The sequence below is a fragment of the Bacillus sp. JS genome (genome assembly GCF_000259365.1).
Lineage (GTDB): Bacteria > Bacillota > Bacilli > Bacillales > Bacillaceae > Bacillus > Bacillus stercoris.
Map to the genome: position 1 here is coordinate 4099118 of NC_017743.1, position 21289 is coordinate 4120406.

The 21289-nt window shown below is 43.2% G+C and carries 24 protein-coding genes; 3 read left to right on the forward strand and 21 right to left on the reverse strand.

The window, feature by feature from the left end:
* Positions 1-91: 91 nt before the first annotated feature.
* Positions 92-1447: an MFS transporter gene (locus MY9_RS20805; RefSeq protein ID WP_014666133.1), complete on the forward strand. Its 1356-nt coding sequence runs from the start codon at positions 92-94 to the stop codon at positions 1445-1447.
* Between the two features lie 33 nt (positions 1448-1480).
* Here MY9_RS20805 and MY9_RS20810 read toward each other — a convergent pair whose 3' ends face one another.
* The 11 genes from MY9_RS20810 to MY9_RS20860 form a co-directional block, all read right to left on the reverse strand.
* Positions 1481-2035: a sugar O-acetyltransferase gene (locus MY9_RS20810; RefSeq protein WP_014666134.1), complete on the reverse strand. Its 555-nt coding sequence runs from the start codon at positions 2033-2035 to the stop codon at positions 1481-1483.
* Positions 2036-2052: 17 nt separating this feature from the next.
* Positions 2053-2433, reverse strand: coding sequence for a VOC family protein (locus tag MY9_RS20815; protein WP_014666135.1), 381 nt, complete (start codon positions 2431-2433; stop codon positions 2053-2055).
* Between the two features lie 54 nt (positions 2434-2487).
* The gene (locus tag MY9_RS20820; RefSeq protein WP_014666136.1) at positions 2488-3423 is read right to left on the reverse strand and encodes a LacI family DNA-binding transcriptional regulator; all 936 of its coding nucleotides are present in this window, start codon (positions 3421-3423) and stop codon (positions 2488-2490) included.
* A gap of 60 nt (positions 3424-3483) precedes the next feature.
* On the reverse strand, positions 3484-4242 hold the full coding sequence (gene xth, locus MY9_RS20825; protein WP_014666138.1) for an exodeoxyribonuclease III: 759 nt from the start codon (positions 4240-4242) through the stop codon (positions 3484-3486).
* A 60-nt stretch (positions 4243-4302) separates the two neighbouring features.
* Entirely contained in the window at positions 4303-4542 is a 240-nt protein-coding gene (gene rpsR, locus MY9_RS20830) for a 30S ribosomal protein S18 (RefSeq protein ID WP_003219224.1), read from the reverse strand.
* Between the two features lie 43 nt (positions 4543-4585).
* On the reverse strand, positions 4586-5104 hold the full coding sequence (gene ssbA / locus MY9_RS20835; protein WP_003219228.1) for a single-stranded DNA-binding protein SsbA: 519 nt from the start codon (positions 5102-5104) through the stop codon (positions 4586-4588).
* A gap of 40 nt (positions 5105-5144) precedes the next feature.
* On the reverse strand, positions 5145-5432 hold the full coding sequence (gene rpsF / locus MY9_RS20840; protein ID WP_014115888.1) for a 30S ribosomal protein S6: 288 nt from the start codon (positions 5430-5432) through the stop codon (positions 5145-5147).
* A 110-nt stretch (positions 5433-5542) separates the two neighbouring features.
* A complete protein-coding gene (gene ychF / locus MY9_RS20845; protein ID WP_014666140.1) occupies positions 5543-6643 on the reverse strand; it encodes a redox-regulated ATPase YchF in 1101 nt (366 codons plus the stop codon).
* 126 nt (positions 6644-6769) lie between these two features.
* Positions 6770-8773, reverse strand: a complete 2004-nt coding sequence (locus MY9_RS20850; protein WP_014666141.1) for a molybdopterin-dependent oxidoreductase — start codon at positions 8771-8773, stop codon at positions 6770-6772.
* A 50-nt stretch (positions 8774-8823) separates the two neighbouring features.
* Positions 8824-9030, reverse strand: coding sequence for a DUF951 domain-containing protein (locus tag MY9_RS20855; protein ID WP_003219236.1), 207 nt, complete (start codon positions 9028-9030; stop codon positions 8824-8826).
* Positions 9031-9123: 93 nt separating this feature from the next.
* Positions 9124-10140: a YkvI family membrane protein gene (locus tag MY9_RS20860; RefSeq protein WP_014666142.1), complete on the reverse strand. Its 1017-nt coding sequence runs from the start codon at positions 10138-10140 to the stop codon at positions 9124-9126.
* A 442-nt stretch (positions 10141-10582) separates the two neighbouring features.
* Here MY9_RS20860 and yyaC point away from each other — a divergent pair, with 442 nt between their 5' ends.
* The gene (gene yyaC, locus MY9_RS20865; RefSeq protein ID WP_014666144.1) at positions 10583-11200 is read left to right on the forward strand and encodes a spore protease YyaC; all 618 of its coding nucleotides are present in this window, start codon (positions 10583-10585) and stop codon (positions 11198-11200) included.
* Positions 11201-11238: 38 nt separating this feature from the next.
* Here yyaC and spo0J read toward each other — a convergent pair whose 3' ends face one another.
* Positions 11239-12087 carry a stage 0 sporulation protein Spo0J gene (gene spo0J / locus MY9_RS20870; RefSeq protein ID WP_014666145.1) on the reverse strand — a complete coding sequence of 283 codons (849 nt, stop codon included), beginning with the start codon at positions 12085-12087 and terminating at the stop codon, positions 11239-11241.
* Positions 12080-12841, reverse strand: coding sequence for a sporulation initiation inhibitor protein Soj (soj, locus tag MY9_RS20875; RefSeq protein WP_003219244.1), 762 nt, complete (start codon positions 12839-12841; stop codon positions 12080-12082). Before soj ends, spo0J begins: the two co-directional genes overlap by 8 nt.
* A gap of 248 nt (positions 12842-13089) precedes the next feature.
* On the opposite strand from soj, the gene MY9_RS20880 reads away from it, so the two are divergent.
* Positions 13090-13530: a PH domain-containing protein gene (locus tag MY9_RS20880; protein WP_014666146.1), complete on the forward strand. Its 441-nt coding sequence runs from the start codon at positions 13090-13092 to the stop codon at positions 13528-13530.
* 50 nt (positions 13531-13580) lie between these two features.
* On the opposite strand, the gene noc is transcribed toward MY9_RS20880, so the two are convergent.
* The 8 genes from noc to rpmH form a co-directional block, all read right to left on the reverse strand.
* Positions 13581-14432 (reverse strand): nucleoid occlusion protein, encoded by an 852-nt coding sequence (gene noc, locus MY9_RS20885; protein WP_014666147.1) that lies wholly within the window; start codon positions 14430-14432, stop codon positions 13581-13583.
* Between the two features lie 121 nt (positions 14433-14553).
* Complete coding sequence (gene rsmG, locus MY9_RS20890) at positions 14554-15273, reverse strand: 16S rRNA (guanine(527)-N(7))-methyltransferase RsmG (protein WP_014666148.1); 720 nt, start codon at positions 15271-15273, stop codon at positions 14554-14556.
* A gap of 13 nt (positions 15274-15286) precedes the next feature.
* Positions 15287-17173: a tRNA uridine-5-carboxymethylaminomethyl(34) synthesis enzyme MnmG gene (mnmG, locus tag MY9_RS20895; protein ID WP_014666149.1), complete on the reverse strand. Its 1887-nt coding sequence runs from the start codon at positions 17171-17173 to the stop codon at positions 15287-15289.
* Between the two features lie 20 nt (positions 17174-17193).
* Complete coding sequence (gene mnmE / locus MY9_RS20900) at positions 17194-18573, reverse strand: tRNA uridine-5-carboxymethylaminomethyl(34) synthesis GTPase MnmE (RefSeq protein WP_014666150.1); 1380 nt, start codon at positions 18571-18573, stop codon at positions 17194-17196.
* A 310-nt stretch (positions 18574-18883) separates the two neighbouring features.
* On the reverse strand, positions 18884-19510 hold the full coding sequence (gene jag, locus MY9_RS20905) for an RNA-binding cell elongation regulator Jag/EloR (RefSeq protein WP_014666151.1): 627 nt from the start codon (positions 19508-19510) through the stop codon (positions 18884-18886).
* Complete coding sequence (gene spoIIIJ / locus MY9_RS20910; RefSeq protein ID WP_050982297.1) at positions 19507-20292, reverse strand: YidC family membrane integrase SpoIIIJ; 786 nt, start codon at positions 20290-20292, stop codon at positions 19507-19509. Before spoIIIJ ends, jag begins: the two co-directional genes overlap by 4 nt.
* 144 nt (positions 20293-20436) lie before the next feature.
* A complete protein-coding gene (gene rnpA / locus MY9_RS20915) occupies positions 20437-20787 on the reverse strand; it encodes a ribonuclease P protein component (RefSeq protein ID WP_003242628.1) in 351 nt (116 codons plus the stop codon).
* A gap of 150 nt (positions 20788-20937) precedes the next feature.
* Complete coding sequence (rpmH, locus tag MY9_RS20920) at positions 20938-21072, reverse strand: 50S ribosomal protein L34 (RefSeq protein ID WP_003178075.1); 135 nt, start codon at positions 21070-21072, stop codon at positions 20938-20940.
* Positions 21073-21289 lie beyond the last annotated feature (217 nt).

Here is a 21289-nt window from a genome sequence, read left to right on the forward strand (position 1 = left end):
TGAACTCTGTCGCCAATGAACCAAGATACTTATAATATTCCCAAGAGGGGAATTATCAGTCTTTTCTTACTACTTTAAAAGGGGGTTTTTTATGAATACGATCTTCAATCAGAAGAATGCACATCCTTTCTCAAACGCAGCGAATCGTTTAGACCGCCTTCCGATTTCACGCGTTCATTTCCAAGTGTTAACCGCTCTCGGCATTGTTTATTTCTTTGATCTCGCAGATTTATTTACCCTCAGCAATGTAGCACCGGCACTGATCGAGCATTGGGGCATTCCGCTTTCAACCATTGCCAACGTGACGGCGGCTTCATTTTTAGGCATGTTTTTAGGCGCTTCGCTGGGCGGACGGCTGTCCGATCGAATCGGCCGCAAAAAAGCCTTAAATCTATTTGTCTTTGTTTTCTCAATCGCATCGCTGTGCAATGCTGCGGCATGGGACATTCCATCTTTAATGACATTCCGTTTTCTCACCGGATTTGGCGTCGCAGCAGCCATGGTCATTACGAATAGCTATTTGGCGGAGTTTTTCCCTTCAAGTGTCCGTGGAAAATATATTTCTTTCTGCGCCATGATTGGATTGATCGGCGTTCCGATCACCAATATTGTGTCTGCCTTTGTCATACCGCTTGGTTCATGGGGATGGAGGCTTGTATTTGTATGGGGTGCCGTCGGCCTTATTTATTTTTTCTTCATCCGCCGTCTGGAAGAGTCACCTCGCTGGCATGAAAATCGCGGTGAATATGCGAAAGCTGATGCGATCCTCAACCGAATTGAGGCGCAGGTTGAACAGGAGAAAGGCCCGCTTCCGGCACCGGCTCAGCCTAAAGAAAACAGTTCTGTTCAACAGCATGCCGGTTACGCAGGATTATTGAAAGGCAGAAACCTCAAAATCACCATTATTTTATCTGCTGTATGGATTTTTGAAACGTTTGGGTTTTACGGGTTTGCCTCATGGGTTCCAAGCCTGCTAAAAAGCAATGGCGTCACCATGGAAAATACATTGTGGTATAACGTATTGCATTCTGTCGGCGCTCCGTTGGGCGCACTGCTCGGCTCCATGATTTCTGAGAGATTTCAAAGAAAGTGGATTTTAGCTGCCAGCGCGTTTCTGACGGCCATCGCAGGGCTCTTATATGGCATGACTTTTATTCCCATCATGATCATTGTGTTTGGTTTTATCGTGAATATCACAGAACGGGTTTTCACCTCGAACTTATACGCCTATACATCTGAACCTTATCCGACTGAATACCGCTCGTCCGGCAGCGGATTAGCCTACGGTCTGGGCCGTTTTTCAAACATTTTCGGCTCATTGCTTGTCGGATTTATTGCCGTTCAGCTCGGCTATGTCAGCGTCTTCTTGTTTATAGGCGGCTGCTGGCTCGCATGCTCCTTGCTGTTAATCTGCTTCGGCCCTAATACCAATGCGAAACAAATTTAAAAAAGTCAGTGCGGAGCTGCCGCACTGATCTCTTTACAATTCCTTCAATATCCTCGCAGGGTTTCCGCCTACAACAGTGTTAGCGGGCACATCCTTAGTCACAACAGATCCTGAAGCAATCACCGCATTATCACCAATTGTCACTCCTGGGTTAATCACTGCCCGGCCTCCGATCCAAACTTGATCTCCAATTGTCACAGGCTTACCGAACTCCTTCCCGGACTTTCTTTCAATCGGATCGAGAGGATGGCCGGCCGTGTAGATATGTACACCTGGCGCAATCAAACAATGACGGCCGATACGCACCTCACACACATCTAAAATGACACAGTCAAAATTAACAAATGTGTGATCTCCGATATGAATATGATAGCCATAATCACAGCGAAATGTCGGCAGAATCGTGACTTGATCCCCAACCGAACCGAGCAGCTCCTTCAAAAGCTCTGTCCGCACTGCATCATCTTCCGGTGTTTCGTTATATTGTCTAATCAGCTGTCTCGCATGCTTGCGTTCTAGTAATAGTTGTTGATCTTCCGGATTGTATAATTCGCCGGCTGCCATTTTTTCTTTTTCTGTCCTCAGCATTCAAGTCACTCCAGATGTTAAATTGTAATTTCAATTAAGTTTCCTTCATCATCTTCAATCACACTTTCATAGTAGCCGTCTCCCGTTGTCCTTGGGCCGTTTACTACTGCGAAACCGTCCTTCTTCAATCGAACAGTCAGTTCATCAACCTTCTCCCGGCTTCCTACGGAAAAGGCAATGTGTGCCCAGCCTGTCATTGTTTGTGAAGGCGGATCGGTCACATTCCCTTTTTTCATAATCTCCAGCCTTGCTCCGGAATCAAACGTAATAAAATAAGATTTAAAATCCTTTTTCTCATTATGATACAAATCATTCGCTTTGCCATTAAAATACGTTTCATAAAAAGACTTCATTCGCTCTAAATCATTGACCCAGATCGCTGTATGTTCAATCCGCATGTCTTCTCCTCCTTTACCTTCAATGAAGTTATAACGTATGAAATGCATTTCAGTTCAAGCTTTTTTCTCAAAGTTATGCTGAATTTTGATATCAACGGGTTCATCCTGCAAAAAAAGAGAAAATGCGGCGGTGCCAAGCTGCTCAAGATTCAAATCGAGCGATGGAAATCCAAGAACACGGCTGATAGAAGTATTTCCCTCACCTATGATTTCAACATCCCAATTATTCTTCCGGGCAAATAGATGAATTCCAGCTGCCACTTCATCACTGTTTGCATAAATAGCAGTAGGAACCCGTTCGCTCGTATAAAAGTGCTCAGCTGCCCGCTCACCGTCATTCATATCATTACATCCAGACAGCATATGGCGGTCTTCCAGCCTCCCGCAAACAGATTGATAGGCCGCAGCTTTATCAGCCGTGCTTGGGCTCCTGTCGGCTTCTCTGACGCATGTAAAAGCGATATTCTCATGTCCGCGGCTTTTTAGATAGCGAAAGCTTTCTGCATAAGCAGCTTTTCTGTCGTTATACGCACATGGGACATCAATGTCACCGGTTTCCTCACAAGCGATGATTGGCCCATATTCCTGATAAGCTAAAATCTTGTCCCAATGATTGGCGCGAGAAGTAATAATGAGGCCGTCAATTTTCTTTGTTTTTAACAGCTCTAAATATTTGATTTCAATAGCGGGGTTATAATTGGTGGGGAGGAGCGTCGTTGCATACTCATGCTGAAAAGCAGCCTTGGTGATTCCGTTCACGATTTTATCAAAGCAGGGATGATCGCTATAAGGCAGAATCACACCGACCGTATGGGTTTTCCCGCGAATGAGATCGATTGCGGTTCGATTTGGTGTATAATTCAATTCCTTCATGACTTGATGGACAAGCTTTCTCTTTTCTACAGACACATACGGATGATGATTCAATACACGCGAAACAGTTGAAACAGATACATTTGCCAGTCTTGCAATCTCTTTTATATTTGCCATCCTCTTTCTCCTTTTTCATATAAAAAAAGCAGTAAGTGTAAAATCCTTACTGCTATCTCATCATATATTGATGATAAGTTCAACAGGACAATGGTCGGAACCCATGACATCCTTTGATATGCCGGCATCTTCAATCTGTTCCTTAAGGCTTTCAGAAACAACAAAATAATCAATGCGCCAGCCGATATTTCTGTCCCGGGCGCCTGCACGATACGACCACCAGGAATAAGCGCCTTCAAGATCAGGATAAACATGACGGAAGGAGTCAACATAGCCAGCCTCTAATAAACGAGAGAATGCCCCTCTTTCTTGATCGGAAAATCCAGCGTTCTTCCGGTTCGCCTTTGGATTTTTTAAATCGATCTCCTGGTGAGCCACATTCAAATCACCGCATAAAATGACCGGCTTTTTCTTATCCAATTCAAGAATATAAGACAACAGAGCCTCTTCCCATTGCATGCGGTAATCGATTCGCTCTAATCCCCTTCTGGAATTGGGCGTGTAAATGGTCATCACAAACACGTTTTCAAATTCCAGCGTAATCACTCTGCCTTCTTGGTCATGCTCTTCTATTCCGATACCGTACATGACACGCAGCGGCTCTTGCTTAGAAAAAACAGCTGTGCCGGAATATCCTTTTTTCACTGCATAATTCCAATACACATGATAGCCCTCAGGCTGGAGATCAACCTGTCCGTCCTGTATCTTTGTTTCCTGAAGACATATGATATCTGCATCCTCTTCTTTCAGATAAGAGAGGAAATCCATTTTTCTCATCACAGCCCGCAGGCCGTTTACATTCCATGAAATCAGCTTCATGTTTCATCCCCCTATAAAAAAGAGCAAGAACCCAAAGGTCCTTGCTCTTTACGTATCAGCTTACTCACCGCTTACGTATGGAAGTAAAGCCATTTGACGTGCGCGTTTGATCGCTGCAGTCAATTTACGTTGGTATTTAGCGTTTGTTCCAGTTACACGACGTGGTAAAATTTTACCGCGCTCAGAAACAAACTTTTTAAGAAGATCTACATCTTTGTAGTCGATGTGCGTGATGCCGTTAGAAGTGAAATAACACACTTTACGGCGTTTCGCACGACCGCCTCTGCGTCCTCCTGCCATTGTCATTTCCCTCCTTTCTTTTTCATTTTAGGCGATAATCACATTAGAATGGAAGATCATCATCCGAGATGTCAATCGGTTTGCCATCGTTGGCAAATGGGTCATCATTAAAGCTGTTCCCCTGATTGCGTCTCTGGTTGTTTTGATTTCCCCCGAATGGATTATCATTTTGGCCTCCGCCAAAGTACTGGCCTCCGCCGCTGTTTCCTTCGTTGTATCCACCTGAACCAGAACCGCCGCCGTTTTTCGGCTCAAGAAATTGAACACTTTCAGCTTGGACCTCTGTCACGAAGACACGCTGTCCTTGCTGGTTTTCATAGTTTCTTGTTTGTAAACGGCCATCTACGCCTGCAAGGCTTCCTTTTTTCAAGAAGTTTGCAACGTTTTCGGCTTGTCTTCTCCAAGTGACACAATTAATGAAATCGGCCTCACGTTCTCCGGACTGGTTCGTAAATGTACGATTCACAGCAAGAGTAAACGTAGCAACAGCCGCACCGTTTGGCGTATAACGAAGCTCTGGGTCTTTTGTCAGTCTTCCGACTAATACAACTCGGTTAAGCATAAGAAAGACCACCTTTTACCATTATATATTTCAAAATTGCTTATTCTTCTTCTTTAACAACAATGTGGCGAATGATATCGTCACTGATCTTAGCTAGACGGTCAAATTCTTGAACTGCCGCAGCATCAGCTTGAACGTTTAAGATTTGGTAGAAACCGTCGCGGAAATCGTTGATTTCGTAAGCAAGACGACGTTTACCCCAATCCTTTGTTCCAGTGATCTCCGCACCGTTAGAAGTCAGAACGTTGTTGAAACGCTCGATAACTGCTTTTTTAGACTCATCGTCAATGTTTGGGCGGATAATGTACATAACTTCGTACTTTCTCATCTGTTTGCACCTCCTTTTGGACTAAGCGGCCCATAATGGGCAAGGAGCAATAATTCTATTACTCACAATTTTATATTATACCAAAGCTCTTGTCCCTTTACAACTGCATCCTAAACATTAAATCGGAAATGAATAACATCTCCGTCTTGGACAACATATTCTTTCCCTTCGAGGCGGACTTTTCCTGCTTCTTTGGCTCCTGCCATACCGCCGCCCGCAAGAAGATCCTCATAAGCAACTGTCTCAGCGCGAATGAAGCCTCGCTCAAAGTCACTATGAATAATTCCTGCACACTCAGGGGCTTTCATACCTTTTTTGAATGTCCAAGCTCTGACTTCCTGCTCTCCCGCCGTGAAGTATGTTGCAAGGCCAAGAAGAGAGTAAGACGCTTTGATCAGCTGATCAAGACCTGATTCTTGAATGCCCAGCTCTTCCAAGAACATTTGCTTTTCTTCGCCTTCAAGCTCAGCAATCTCGGATTCGATTTTCGCACACACAACGATTACTTCTGCGTTTTCGCCGGCAGCGTACTCGCGAATCTTTGCTACATTTTCATTGCCAGATGGATCAGCCACTTCATCTTCACTTACATTGGCCACATACAAAATAGGCTTCGAAGTCAGTAAATGGAGCTGCTTCACAAGCTTTTGCTGCTCTTCAGTGAATTCTACAGATCGAGCAGGCTTTTCACTCTCAAACGCTTCTTTCAGTTTAGATAAAATCTCAAACTCATATACAGCGTCTTTATCTTTTTGTTTCGCAAGTTTGCTGACGCGTGTAATCCGCTTTTCAACCGTTTCCATATCGGCGAGGATCAGCTCAAGGTTGATCGTTTCAATGTCATCAATCGGATCAACTTTTCCGGAAACGTGTGTAATGTTGTCATCGGAAAAAGCACGGACAACGTGGCAAATCGCGTCAACCTGGCGAATATGGGATAGGAATTTGTTACCGAGTCCTTCTCCTTTAGATGCGCCTTTTACAATCCCTGCAATATCAGTAAATTCAAAAGCAGTCGGCACAGTCTTCTTCGGGTTGACCAGCTCAGTCAGCTTTTGCAGACGATCATCAGGTACTTCTACAATTCCCACGTTCGGATCAATCGTACAGAACGGGTAGTTCGCTGATTCGGCACCGGCCTGTGTAATTGCGTTAAATAGTGTTGATTTCCCGACGTTCGGCAAACCAACAATTCCAGCTGTTAAAGCCATTCTTTCATCTCCTCTATATAAAACCGTCATTGTATGAACGTATTTTGAACCTAGAGCAATTATAAGGAGGTTCACTGGAAAAGACAAGCTGACAAAAAAGCATTTTCAGCCTGCCAATCCCTTTGATTATGCTTTTTTCAAGCCTACTAAACAGTCAAAAAGCGTACTTCCCATTCCATTATCAGAATTTGTATCATTTGTCAGTGCATTGACTGAACCTCCAAAAGCCGCCCACATGCCTTCATCTATATTAATCGTCTTCGCATGAGCCTGCTTCATCACTTTCACCGTTCCCTTCAAGCGTCCGCGGTCATTAAAGATGACAACCTCGTCTCCATCCTGAAGATCCTGCTCAGCCGCTATATCTGGAGAAATATCGACCTGAACGTGCTGAAGCTTTTCAATAAACGGCACATGCTGTGAATGGTTGGAACGCTGCGGGTGAATGGACAACAGCGTATAAGGATACTTTCCAGCTAACGCCTCATTATGGAAAACAGATTCTTCGGGCACATTTAATTGAAGCAAGCCGCTAAACCCTTTTTGCTCAGCTAGTGACGAAGTAAATTCAAATTTCCCGCTCGGCGTCAAAAACTCATAGTCATCCCACGGAACCTGCTTGACCGGGAGAGGGAGGTGGCCTTTTTCTTTTAAACGCTCGAGTGTCACACCTTCTGCTTCCAATGAAGAAAGCCCCATCTCTAGAAATTCTTCAGTACTATGCTCAAACAGCTCGCCAAACCCAAGACGTTTTGCAAGCTCTGACCAGATCCAGCTGTCCGACTTCGCTTCACCTTGAGGCTCCACAAGTTTTTTTCCGTACTGAACATAGTGGTGATACATACTGGAATAGTAGATATCCTCTTCTTCAAAAACAGTGGCAGTCGGCAAAACATAATCACACAGCTTTGCGGTATCTGTCATAATGGAATCAATGGCTACCGTCATTGGAACCTTTTCAAAAGCTTGTCTGACTTTGTTTGTATTCGGCACCTGAGTCAGCGGATTTCCGCACGTCACAATCATCATCTCAATCGCAGGATCAGCAGCGGTCAACACTTCTTCAGCCTGCGTCATCATTGAGAATGAACGTGATGCTGTTTTTAATTCCGGCAGCGTCAGCTTTGTTTTAGCAAAGCTCTCGCCAATCTGGACATTTCCGAAATTCGCGCCGCCGCCCTTAATTCCGACATTTCCGCTTGCCGCAACGAGTGCATCAATCCAGCGAATCGTTCCGCCGCCGTTTTTATATCGCTGCATGCCTAGCCCCATAAAAGTAGACACCGGACCATCTGCATACAAACTGGCCAAATACTCCAGCTCCTCCATAGAAGTTTCTGTTTTCACAATAAACTCTTCCAGAGAAACAGTTTTCAATAGCTCTTTCACATCATCAAAACCGACAGAGTGCTCAGAAATAAACGTTTCATCCGTTCTTCCCGTCTCAATCAGAACCTTCAAAACGGCTGCCGCAAGCCAGCCATCCATTCCCGGCTTAACAGAGATATAGCGGTCGGCAAGCTTAGCAGTCGGATTGAAGATCGGATCAATCACCGTAATCGTGGCGCCCTTCTTTTTCACCTGCTGCAAGTGATGGTATAAGTGCATATTTGTTCTGGATACATTTCTTCCCCACACAACAACATGCTTGCTGTTGTAAATATCAAGCGGGCCGTGCCCGTACGAACGGCCAAAATCCCAGCTTTGCGCCTCGATGCCGGAGCCCCAGCATATGCTTCCGATGATTTCAGTCACACCGCCATATCCATTAAAAAAACGCTGATCAAGCGCTTTTAACAAACCATTATTCGCATAATCATGGCTGTGCAAAACAGCAGTCGTCTCCGACGTTTCCTTGATCTCCCGAAGTTTGTCGGCAATTTCATCAAGTGCCTGCTCCCAGGAAATCCTTACAAACTCGCCATTTTGTTTTTTCATCGGATAGCGAAGCCGATCAGGCGAATTTGTTTTTGTCTCAAGCATTCTGCCGCGGCCGCAGATTTTGCCCTCCGTAATCGGATGGTTTGGATCCCCGTCCACTTTCGTTACCTTTCCGTCTTCAACAGTCACCAAAAAGCCGCAGCTGTCCCAACAATTCAGCGGACATGCCGACTGATGCACTTTGCTCATCGCCGTCTTCTCCTTACCTTCTATATGAAAAAGCATGAGTGTCGGCCTATTTATGAAGTAGGCTCCTCATGCTTGACTAGTACTTTTTTTAGTTTTCTTTCAAATTCTTTTCTCGGAATCATAACACTGTGAGAGCATCCCTCACACTTAATACGAATATCCATTCCCATGCGTATAATTTTCCAGCTGTTCGCTCCGCATGGATGCGGTTTTTTCATTTCTACGATATCATTCAGGCCAAAGTCTTTATCCGCCAAGACCCTTCACCTCTTTTCATAAACTGCTGTATCTATTGTACAAAAAAACTGATCATAAGAGCAATCAAGATACCTGAAAAGAAATACATCCTCTTATTTCCATTTACTTAAAATAGGATATAAGAGAAGACAAACTAACAAATACAAATTTAACATCCCGTATATCGGGTACAAAAACGCGATCAAATCAGAAAATCCGAAAGAAGTAAAAGGTACCATTAACACTAACAAAATCAACACAATCAACCATCTCGGCATATGAACAAACCCCATCAGCCGGCTGGACAGCCCCAGCAATCCCGCTACCGTCGTCGTGTAAATGGCCAGACACAGCACCGCCGTCATACATAAAAAAAGGACATAAGGCGCACCCTCCAAAACGGCAAACAGCGGTATTTCAAACTGAGAAAGGGAGCCCGCCAGCTCCACTAACGTTTCATTATAAACAAATGAGATCACGCCAAAAATGAGACCGCTTGCCACACTTGCGATTTTCGCTTCTCCGAGTCCTTTCATCTCTTTCCCAACAGAGGATAAAATCGCAACAACTGAAAGGATGTTTAAAGAAGTAAACGTTATGCTCGCAGGCCAGTTATACTGCTGAGACAAATCAATCGTCCACGTATGGTGATGTGTGCTCTGAAAGGAGATCAGCGCATATAAAAGGCCCGCTACTAACACAGGAATCAAAATACTATTTATAGATAATATTCCTTTCACATCCCACAAAAACAAACACACTGTCACGATGCAAATCAGCGCGATTCCCCACCAGAAAGGAAGCTTGTACATCTGCAGGGTCACACCGCCTCCGGCAATCATCACCATAGTCGTCGAAAACAAATAAAAAATGATGAGAACATCATAAATTTTCGCCAGCCACGGCCCCATTAAATGCTCCAGAACCGGCAGAAAATGAGTGGATTGAACCTTAAAACTGATTTTCATCACAATATAAGACGAGAAAATGAACATGATTGTAAACAGCACAATAGCAAGTCCGCTTTCCGCCCCAAAAAACTGCCAAATCTCCTGACCGCTCGCATATCCGGCCCCGATCAGGCTCCCTAATATGAGCAGCATCCACTTCATTCCGGCTCTCCACAACATCATCACCTCATAGACAAAGATCAGCTTGTTTCCGTTATTGTTACTATATAAATAAAAGAAGGTAAAAATTCCATATTTTCATAGACATTTGAACACAAGCTGAAATTACCATCCGAAATACTCATAAAAAAAGACTGCTGATGCAGGCAGTCTAAAAAAATATCATTTTGCCGCGGAATGAAGGAATGAACCTCATTAACCATGCCTATCTATAAAGTGTTTTGTAAGCAGACCATAGCTTGATCATGATCGAGGCAATGGGGGACAATATTTGTAATTCACCCACTAACCATTCATATCATAACCTCTACTTTTTTAAAATCTCCGGTGTCATACACAAAGCATAAAAAACCGTACTGCTGGATATACTGTAAACAACCTTACATAACGAAACACACACCATAGCAATTCTGTTACCTACTATAACAAGGAAGTGAAACCTATGAATCGAAAAGGCGGGCTTTTTTCCTCTCAGGAACGAGTAAAACAATACGTTTCACATACAGATGCAGCTGCAGCAAAGCAAATCCAAACCATTCTTTCTTCATCCTTACGTAAAGCTGCCGGCAAACCAATTGTCGTGGTTTGTATCGGAACAGACCGTTCAACCGGTGATTCATTGGGCCCGCTCGTAGGAATGAAACTCAAACAGATGCAGCTCACCAGATTCCATGTCTACGGAACCTTATCTGACCCCGTCCATGCTGTGAACATGAAGGATAAAATCAGCGACATTCAAAAATTACATAAAAACCCATTTGTTATAGCGGTCGATGCATGCTTGGGCCGCGTTAAGAGTGTGGGTTCATTTCAAATCGGAGACGGGCCATTAAAGCCTGGAGCCGGTGTGCAAAAAGACCTTCCTGAAGTGGGAGATCTTCATATTAACGGAATCGTGAATGTGAGCGGTTTCATGGAGTATTTTGTATTGCAAAATACAAGACTCAACTTGGTCATGAATATGGCCAATGTTCTCGCGGAAGGATTGAGTTTAACAGATCGGACAGAGTGGAGACAAGAACGCCTGAACCCGCTGCAAAGGCTCACTGGGCGCATATAAAACAAAAACCATCTTCGTTTGAAAGATGGTTTTTTCATTTATGATTCTCGTTCAGATAAAAGCTCTAAAATCCGGTCAAGGTCTTCATTAGAGAAAAATTCAATTTCGATTTTGCCTTTTTTCTTCTGTCTTTTAATATGAACTGTTGTTCCAAAATAATTTTGGAGATAGGATTCCCGTTCTTTTAGAACCGCGTCTTTCACAGGTTCTTTTTTCTTTGTTTCACGTGGAACATTCTGATTTAACTGCTGAATCAGCTGCTCAAGCTGGCGGACATTAAGCTGCTCCGCAATCACTTTTTGAACAAGCGGTTCAAGCTTATTTTTGTTTTTCAAGCCAAGAAGCGTGCGTCCATGTCCCATAGAAAGCGTACCTTCAGCAATAAGCTGCTGAATATTTTCTGGCAGTGTCAGCAGTCTTAAATGATTCGCAATATGCGGTCTGCTTTTTCCAAGACGTTTGGCAAGCTGTTCTTGCGTGAGATCTAAGTGTTTCAGCAAAGAGTCATATGCCTGTGCCTCTTCAAGCGGAGATAAATCTTCGCGCTGAAGGTTTTCTAATAAAGCAATTTCCCTCATTAACGCCTCTGATAATTCACGGACAATCGCGGGAACTGTCTCTAAACCCGCCAGCTTCGCTGCCCGAAAACGCCGTTCCCCCGCAACAATATCATAGCCTTTTAAAGATTTCCTGACGATAAGCGGCTGAAGAATGCCATGCTGCAGCACTGATTCTTTAAGTTCAGCTAATGCCTCGTCATCAAAGTGTTTTCTTGGCTGATAAGGATTAGGGCGTAAATCGGCAATTTTAATTTCTTCAACTGTCTCTTCAGACAAATCGACCTGATTAAATAACGCATTAATCCCTTTTCCAAGGCCTTTAGCCATTCGCAGCCACTTCCTTTGCTAAATCTAAATATACTTCCGCACCTCTTGACCGCGGATCGTATAAAATGATGGGTTTTCCGTGACTCGGTGCCTCACTCAGACGGACATTACGCGGAATAACTGTCTTATATACTTTATCTCTAAAATACTTTTTAACCTCTTCAATCACTTGAATGCCAAGGTTTGTCCGAGCATCAAGCATTGTCAGCAATACACCTTCAATCATTAAATCCGTATTCAAATGCTTTTGCACAAGACGTACTGTATTTAATAACTGGCTGAGCCCCTCCAAGGCATAATATTCGCACTGTACAGGAATCACAACGGAATCCGAGGCAGTAAGGGCATTAATCGTCAGCAGCCCTAGTGATGGCGGACAATCAATGATAATGTAATCATAATTTTGCTTTACTGCTTCAAGTGCTCTCTTCAATCTCACTTCTCTTGAAATTGTAGGAACCAGCTCGATCTCAGCCCCGGCAAGCTGAATCGTCGCAGGGATCACGTCCAAGTTCTCGACTGTCGTTGCTTTAATAATATCTATAACATCTGCATCATCTACTAAAATATCGTACACACACTGCTCTACATCGGCTTTTTCAATCCCTAATCCGCTTGTCGCATTTCCCTGCGGATCAATATCTACCAGCAGAACCCTTTTCCCTATGTAAGCCAAACATGCCCCAAGGTTGACAGACGTCGTTGTTTTGCCGACCCCGCCTTTTTGGTTCGTAATTGCTATGATTTTTCCCACGATGTCACCTACTTTCACATGAACATGTACTATCTTGCTTCTATTCTATCAAAAAAAGATTAAAGCGTTTCATTTTTTTCATTATTTTGTTCCGAATCAGAAGGGAAATAATTGAAAATTCAAGCACGTTTTATGCTTTCTCTTATAAATTCTACAATTTCTATGTTTTTTTGACTTAAAAAAGGAATTTCTTAAAGAAAAAAAGAAGAAGTCACAGTAACAGAACGCGGAAACAGGACGGTGAGAGAATGGTTTATCAAACAAAGAGAGATGTACCCGTTACGCTGATGATTGTGTTTCTCATATTACTGATACAAGCAGATGCCATTGTTCCTTTTGTGCTGGGAAATATGAGAGTTTCGGGCTGGGTCATTTTTATTCTGCTGACTCTTTTAAACGGACTCATCATATGGAGCTTTATTGATTTGAAATATGTATTGAAGGAGCACCACCTGATCATTAAAGCCGGACTGATCAAACATCAAATTCCTTACGAAACAATCGATAAAGTGATCCAAAAAAAGAAGCTGTGGTCAGGTTTCCGTCTTATCGGCTCACGTCATGCCATCACGGTCTACTATCAGGGAGGATGGGGACATGCGGTGATTTCACCGCAAAATACTGAAGAATTTATCCACAAGCTCAAAGAAAAGAATTCTAATATAACAATTTTCACTAAAAGTAATTAATTGCCTTTTTCAATGAATATAAAAAGCTCTCCTGCTTTTCAGGAGAGCTTTTATTTTGGTATGCGAATCGTTAATTGAATATATTCTTCAAATTCTTCTTCTTCCGTATTCAATTTTACACCACTGTCCTCCACCATTGATAGTGACTGGCGAATCGTGTTCATCGCAATTCTTGTATCTCTGCTGAACGCTTTGCGTCTCGGCTTTGGCTTTCTCTGGCCTTGCTCCAGCATTTTCACCACGCGGTCTTCCGTCTGCTTTACATTTAAACTTTTCTCAATAATCTCTGTGAGCAGTGTGACTTGGAGCTCAGGCTGTTTCAGCGGAATCAGCGCTCTGGCATGACGCTCGGTGATTTTCTTCTCCATAATCGCGTCTTGGACCGGCTGAGGCAGCTTTAATAACCGGAGCTTATTCGCGATTGTAGACTGCCCTTTTCCTAAACGCTGTGCGAGTGCCTCCTGTGTTAAATCATGCAGCTCAAGCAGCCTAGCATAAGCATGGGCTTCCTCAATAGAAGACAATTCTTCCCGCTGCAAGTTTTCAATTAACGCCACAGAAGCGGTTTCCGTGTCGGAAAAATCCTTAATAATCGCTGGAATCTTTTCCCACTCAAGCGATTGCACCGCTCTCCAGCGTCTTTCACCTGCAATGAGTTCGTATTGGCCTTCTTCTTCTGTATGCCTAACAACAATCGGCTGAATAATGCCGTGTGTATGAATGGTCATTGCTAACTCTTTGATTTTTTCATCTGAGAAAATGGTGCGTGGCTGAAAACGGTTGGGAACGATAGCATTTACCGGTATTTCCAGAATCTCTTCTTTGTTTGTATCATGTTCAGCAATCTCCGGCTCCTGTTCCTTCTCACCAAGCCCGAAGAAACGAGAGAATGAATGCTTCATGTACCTACACCACCTTTAAAAACTGCCATTTTTATAATTCTATTTTCTCATGGTTTTTCCTGCTATACATCCATCAATTTTGATGAAAATATGATGGTATTGTCATATCAGGCTGTCTAAATTACCCTTCAATTGGCGATTTATTAGGAGTTCCCGGTTTTCTTGGATACTTCTTAGGTGTATTTTTTATCTTGCGTATCACCATAATATTACGATCGCTTTCTTCAATAGGCAGCTTAAAGGAATGGACATTCTCAAGTTCTCCTCCAAGCGTCGTGATTGCTTTTTTGCCTGCATTCAGTTCTTCCTCAGCTGATGCTGCTTTTAAAGCAACAAATAAACCGTTTTTCTTCACCAGAGGCAAGCAAAGCTCACTCAAAACAGATAATCTTGCAACTGCTCGCGCCGTCACAATATCATAGCTTTCCCGCACGTCTTTCCGTTGTCCGAACGTTTCAGCTCTGTCATGGCAGAATGTTGTATTCTCCAATTGCAAAGCTTCAGATAACTTTTCTAAAAACGTAATCCGTTTGTTCAGTGAATCCACGATTGTGACATTGAGGTGCGGAAAACATATTTTTATCGGCAGACTCGGAAAACCCGCTCCCGCTCCGACATCACAAATCGTGTTCACTTGATTGAAGTCGACATAGAAAGCAGCTGTAATGGAGTCATAAAAATGCTTCAGATACACTTCTTTTTTCTCTGTAATTGAAGTCAGGTTGATTTTTTCATTCCATTCAACCAGCATGTCGTAATACAGCTCAAATTGCTCCAGCTGACGGGGAGAAAGGGAGATCCCTTTTTCCGCCAAACCGGAAGTGAATTCTTCAATATTCATGCCGTCATCCTTTCTACTCGGCTATCTTCGCAATGCGTCCCTGCTCTAAATACACCAATAGAATTGAAATGTCCGCCGGGTTTACACCGGAAATGCGGGAAGCTTGGGCAACAGACAGAGGGCGCACATTTTTCAGCTTTTGACGCGCCTCAGTCGCGATCCCTTTGATTGCGTCATAATCAATTCGATCCGGAATTTTTTTATTTTCCATCTTCTTCAGTTTTTCCACTTGCTGAAGAGATTTTTCAATATATCCTTCATATTTCACTTGGATTTCCACTTGTTCTGCTACGTCTTGAGGAACCGGCACTTCTGGCGGTGCCAGTTTTGTGACTGTTTCATAGTTCATTTCAGGACGTTTCATTAAGTCTGTGCCGCGAACTCCATCTTTCAATTCACTTCCGCCAAGAGAACGGATATATTCTTGGTTTTCTGGAGACGGCTTGATAATTACAGAATACAGACGTTTTTTCTCCGCTTCGATCGCCGCTTTTTTCTTCTCAAAAGCTGCATACCGCTCATCAGAAATCAATCCAATGCGGTGCCCGATTTCTGTCAGGCGCAAATCAGCATTATCATGGCGAAGAAGCAATCTGTATTCAGCACGTGAGGTCAAAAGACGATAAGGCTCATTAGTCCCTTTTGTTACAAGGTCATCAATCAGAACACCAATGTAGGCGTCAGAACGGCTTAGAATCACTTCTTCTTTTCCAAGCGCTTTTCGTCCTGCATTGATTCCCGCCATAATTCCTTGTCCCGCGGCTTCTTCATAACCGGATGTTCCGTTAATTTGGCCTGCAGTGTAAAGGTTGGTGATTTTTTTCGTTTCAAGTGTCGGCCAGAGCTGTGTCGGTACGATCGCATCATACTCGATCGCATAGCCGGCTCTCATCATTTGCACGTTTTCAAGTCCAGGAATCGTTGCAAGCATTCTTTGCTGTACGTCTTCTGGAAGACTAGTAGATAAACCTTGGACATAGACTTCCTGTGTATTTCTGCCTTCCGGCTCAAGGAAGATCTGGTGACGCGGTTTATCATTAAATCGTACAACTTTATCTTCAATGGACGGGCAATATCTTGGGCCAGTACCTTTGATCATACCGGAATACATCGGTGAACGGTGCAGGTTGCTGTCAATAATCTCATGTGTCTCAGGGCTTGTATATGTCAGCCAGCAAGGGAGCTGATCTGTGATATACTCCACTGTTTCATATGAGAAAGCGCGAGGCACTTCGTCACCAGGCTGAATTTCCGTTTTGCTGTAATCAATCGTGTCGCTTTTAACGCGAGGCGGCGTACCTGTTTTAAAACGAACAAGGTCAAAACCCAGTTCCTCCAAATGCTCAGAAAGCTTAATAGAAGGCTGCTGGTTATTCGGGCCGCTTGAGTAAGACAGATCGCCAAGAATGATTCGTCCTCTTAGATATGTCCCTGTCGTCATGACAACTGCTTTCGCACGATAATGTGCGCCGGTTTGTGTAATCACACCTCGGCATTCACCGTCTTCAACGATCAGCCGCTCCACAATTCCTTGCAGCAATGTTAAGTTTGGTTCTTTTTCAAGCGTATTTTTCATTTCGTGCTGATATTGGAATTTGTCTGCTTGCGCACGCAATGCACGAACCGCAGGACCTTTTCCTGTATTCAGCATTCTCATTTGAATATGCGTTTTATCGATGTTTCTTCCCATTTCTCCGCCAAGCGCGTCAATTTCACGGACGACAATCCCTTTTGCGGGGCCGCCGACAGACGGATTACATGGCATAAATGCAACCATATCTAGGTTGATGGTCAAGACAAGCGTTTTGGCGCCTTGGCGTGCAGATGCGAGGGCAGCCTCAACACCGGCATGCCCGGCGCCAATCACAATCACATCGTATTGGCCTGCTTCATACCCCATGATTCTAGTTCCTCCTTTTATTATTTTCCTAAACAGAATTGTGAAAAGAGCTGATCAATTAAGCTTTCGTGAACAGAATCTCCGATGATTTCGCCCAAAAGCTCCCAGCATCTTGTAAGGTCGATTTGCACCATGTCGATCGGGACATCCTGCTCGATGCCGCTAAGCGCATCTTCAATGGCACGTTTTGCTTGCTGTAAAATAGAGATGTGACGTGTGTTGCTGACATAAGTCAGATCCCCGCTTTCAATGGCACCCGTGTAGAACAGCGATTGAATCGCTTCTTCCAGATCATTGATGCCTTCCTCTTTTAAAAGGGATGTCGTAACAACTGGACGTCCATGGGCAAGTTCACGGACACGCTCAGTGTCAATCTTCGCCTCAAGGTCAGTCTTATTCAAAATCACGATAACGTCCATGCCCTCAACGGCTTCAAAAAGCTTTACATCTTCTTCAGAAAGCTCTTCACTATTATTAAGAACAAGTAAAATCAGGTCCGCTTCCTTCAGAACCTGGCGGGAACGTTCAACACCGATTCGCTCAACAATGTCTTCTGTTTCGCGAATACCTGCTGTATCAACCAGACGAAGCGGGACGCCTCTTACATTCACGTATTCCTCAATTACATCCCGTGTCGTTCCGGGAATATCGGTTACAATGGCTTTTGCCTCATGAACGAGACTGTTCAGAAGAGATGATTTTCCTACGTTCGGCCGGCCGATAATGACGGTAGAAAGACCTTCACGCAAGATTTTTCCTTGCTCAGAAGTCCTCAACAGCGCCTCAATTTCCTTTTTCACGGCGGTTGCCTTTTCAACTAAAAGCTGATGCGTCATTTCCTCTACATCATCATACTCCGGATAATCGATATTCACCTCAACATGAGCAAGGGTTTCTAAAATCTCTCTGCGCAAACGGCGCACCAAAGCAGAAAGACGCCCTTCCATTTGATTCATAGCAACGTTCATTGCCCGGTCCGTTTTCGCTCTGATTAAGTCCATAACCGCTTCCGCCTGTGAAAGATCGATTCGCCCGTTTAAAAACGCACGTTTCGTAAATTCGCCAGGCTCTGCCAGTCTCGCTCCCTCTCTCAATGCGAGCTGAAGCACTTGGTTCACAGTCACAATTCCCCCGTGACAGTTAATCTCGATAACATCTTCTCGTGTAAAAGTTCTCGGCGCTTTTAACACTGATACCATTACTTCCTCAACGACACGATCTGAAGGTCTGTCTACGATATGACCATAATGAATCGTATGTGATTCAACCGAGCCGAGTGTTTTTCCCTTCGGTCCTTTATAAATTTTATCTGCGATTTGAATGGCTTCTGGTCCGCTCAACCGTACAATCGCAATCGCGCCTTCTCCCATCGGTGTGGAAATTGCCGCAATTGTATCCATGCTGTTCACCTCTCTTTACTTATGTTTCATCTATATAAAAAAATTTTTATTATGCCAAAACTAAAAGATAACATAGTTTGGTTCGAAGTGGAAGATGTGTTATCCACAGAAATAGAAATTCGTCCCTTATTACTTTAACTTATCCACATGTGAATAACAATTAATTTTATTTCCTGAACTTCCTTTTTATCAACAGGATACACCCAAAAAGAAAAAACTTAAACGGCAAAACCTTGATATTACTAGGAAAAGTAGATTTTTCGCATACAAAAAAACCGAAATCCGATTTTTACCGGACTTCGGTTTTATGCTATTTTTTATGGGAAATAACGAGATGGCGATTTTCGCCTTCACCCATTGAATATGTTTTGATCTGGTGGTTTGCATATCCAGAAAGAGTATCATGAATAACTTTTCTTTCACTGGATGGCATAGGCTCAAGCTGGATTGCTTTTTTCGTTTTCAAGACCTGGTCAGCAAGCCTGATGGCCAGCTGGCTCAGCGTTTCCTTTCTTTTCAAACGATAGTTTTCTGCATCCACCGTCACATTTTTATATTGGCCTGGATAACGGTTAAGAACTAGCTGTGTCAATGTTTCAAGAGCATTTAAGGTTTGTCCTCTTTTCCCAATCAACAATGCCGTTTTTTCACCTGTTATATGGAATCTCACTGTCTTTTTGCTTTCTTGAACAGTCACATCAGACTTTCCGGCAATGGCTTCGGCGATCGTTTGAAGATAAGACTTCGCTTGCTGAATCGGATCAATCTTTTCAACTAGCTTGACGACCGCCGGCTTTTTACCGAAAATACCGAGAAACCCTTTGTGTCCCTCTTCAATAACAGTAATTTCTACTTTATTCCTCGTTAATCCCATCTCTTGCAATCCGGACTGTACTGCTTCATCGACATTTCGCCCTGCAGCAGTCACATTCCTCACTTTTTCTTTCCTCCGGCTTTTTGCGGCTCAGGATTTTTTTTAATATCAGGCCCTTTAATGAGGAAAGTTTGCGCAATCATAAACAAGTTACCGACTACCCAATAAAGAGAAAGAGCCGCCGGGAAGTTGATCGCAAATACGATAATCATAATTGGCATAATCCAAAGCATCATCGCCATTTGCGGATTTTGCTGCGCATTGCCCGCCATCATCAGTTTTTGCTGAACAAATGTGGCGACACCGGCAACGATAGGAAGAATATAGAAAGGATCCTTTTCTCCTAAGTCAAACCATAAGAAGCTATGCTCTGAAATCGCCTGTGTTCTCATGATCGCATGATAGAATCCAATTAAAATCGGCATCTGGATCAAAATCGGGAAACATCCCGCCAATGGATTAACACCATGCTTTTGGAATAAAGCCATTGTTTCCTGCTGAAGCTTTTGCTGTGTTTTTTGATCCTTTGAGCTGTATTTTTCTTTCAGCTTTTGCATTTCCGGCTGTAAAGCCTGCATCGCTTTCGAACTTCTCAGCTGCTTAATCATCAGCGGTAAAATTAATAAACGAATTAAAATGGTAACAAGAATAATTGAAAGTCCGTAGTTATCTCCCGTCAATTTCGCTACATACGTAATGAGCTCAGACAATGGATATACTACGTACTTGTCCCAGAAATGCGGACTATCTGCAGTGATCGGCTCTTTCACACTCGAGCATCCAGCCAAAAGCATGAATACGCCAACCATACTTAATAGCAACCCTATTCTCCTTTTCAACAACATTTCCTCCTATAATTAATCTTTACACTCTTTTATTGCAAAGCATACTTGTATGTATTTTAGCATCTTTCAGTTTTAAATGGTGTCTTTTTCTGATCAACCAGAAAGGAAGCGCTTTTAAAAGTTGTAAGAAAGCAGTGGTGATGCCTACTTTGACGAAGATTTCTTATATAATGAAGACTTTCTGAATAGATGCTGCAGACTTTTTTTCGTTTCCTCATATGTCAGCTGGCTCGCCGGTTTTCTGGCAATAATGATGTAATCCTTTTCCTTCAGTCTCTCTTTCTCTTCAAGAAAGGCCTGCCGAATCAAACGTTTGATCCGATTTCGCATCACAGCATTGCCAATTTTTTTGCTGACGGAAAGCCCGACACGCAGCTCATCATTTTCAGGCTGATCAAGCGTATATAAGACAAACTGGCGGTTTGCAACTGATGTCCCATGTTTAAACACTTTTTGAAAATCTTCATTTTTCTTTAAACGATTTCGCTTCTTCAAATGACTCACTCCGATACTGGCTGGCAGAAACTTTTAAAATTTATTATGAAAATGAGATGCATTGAACCAGGAAGCAAGCCCCGGTTCATTACGCATCACATCTATCTTTTCCCATAACGTGAAAAAAGACCACTGACATTATTCAGTGGCCTAAGCTGATAATACTTTTCTGCCTTTGCGGCGACGGCGTGCTAAAACTAGACGACCGTTTTTTGAACTCATACGGCTTCTGAAGCCATGAACTTTGCTGCGTTTACGGTTATTCGGTTGGAATGTTCTTTTCATTTATGACACCTCCCTCGAGGAATAGCTGTTAAAGACAGTCTTACTTATTATATTTGCGTTACCTATTCATTGTCAACTTTACTAGTGCTTTTATTTCTTGCAACCATAATAGGATACCATACCTTTTCAACTTTCGAAACCTTATTTTTTAGATTCCTTAATTTAACGAAAAAAAGACAAATCCAAACAATTTGCCCCTAAAATCACGCGTGTGGAT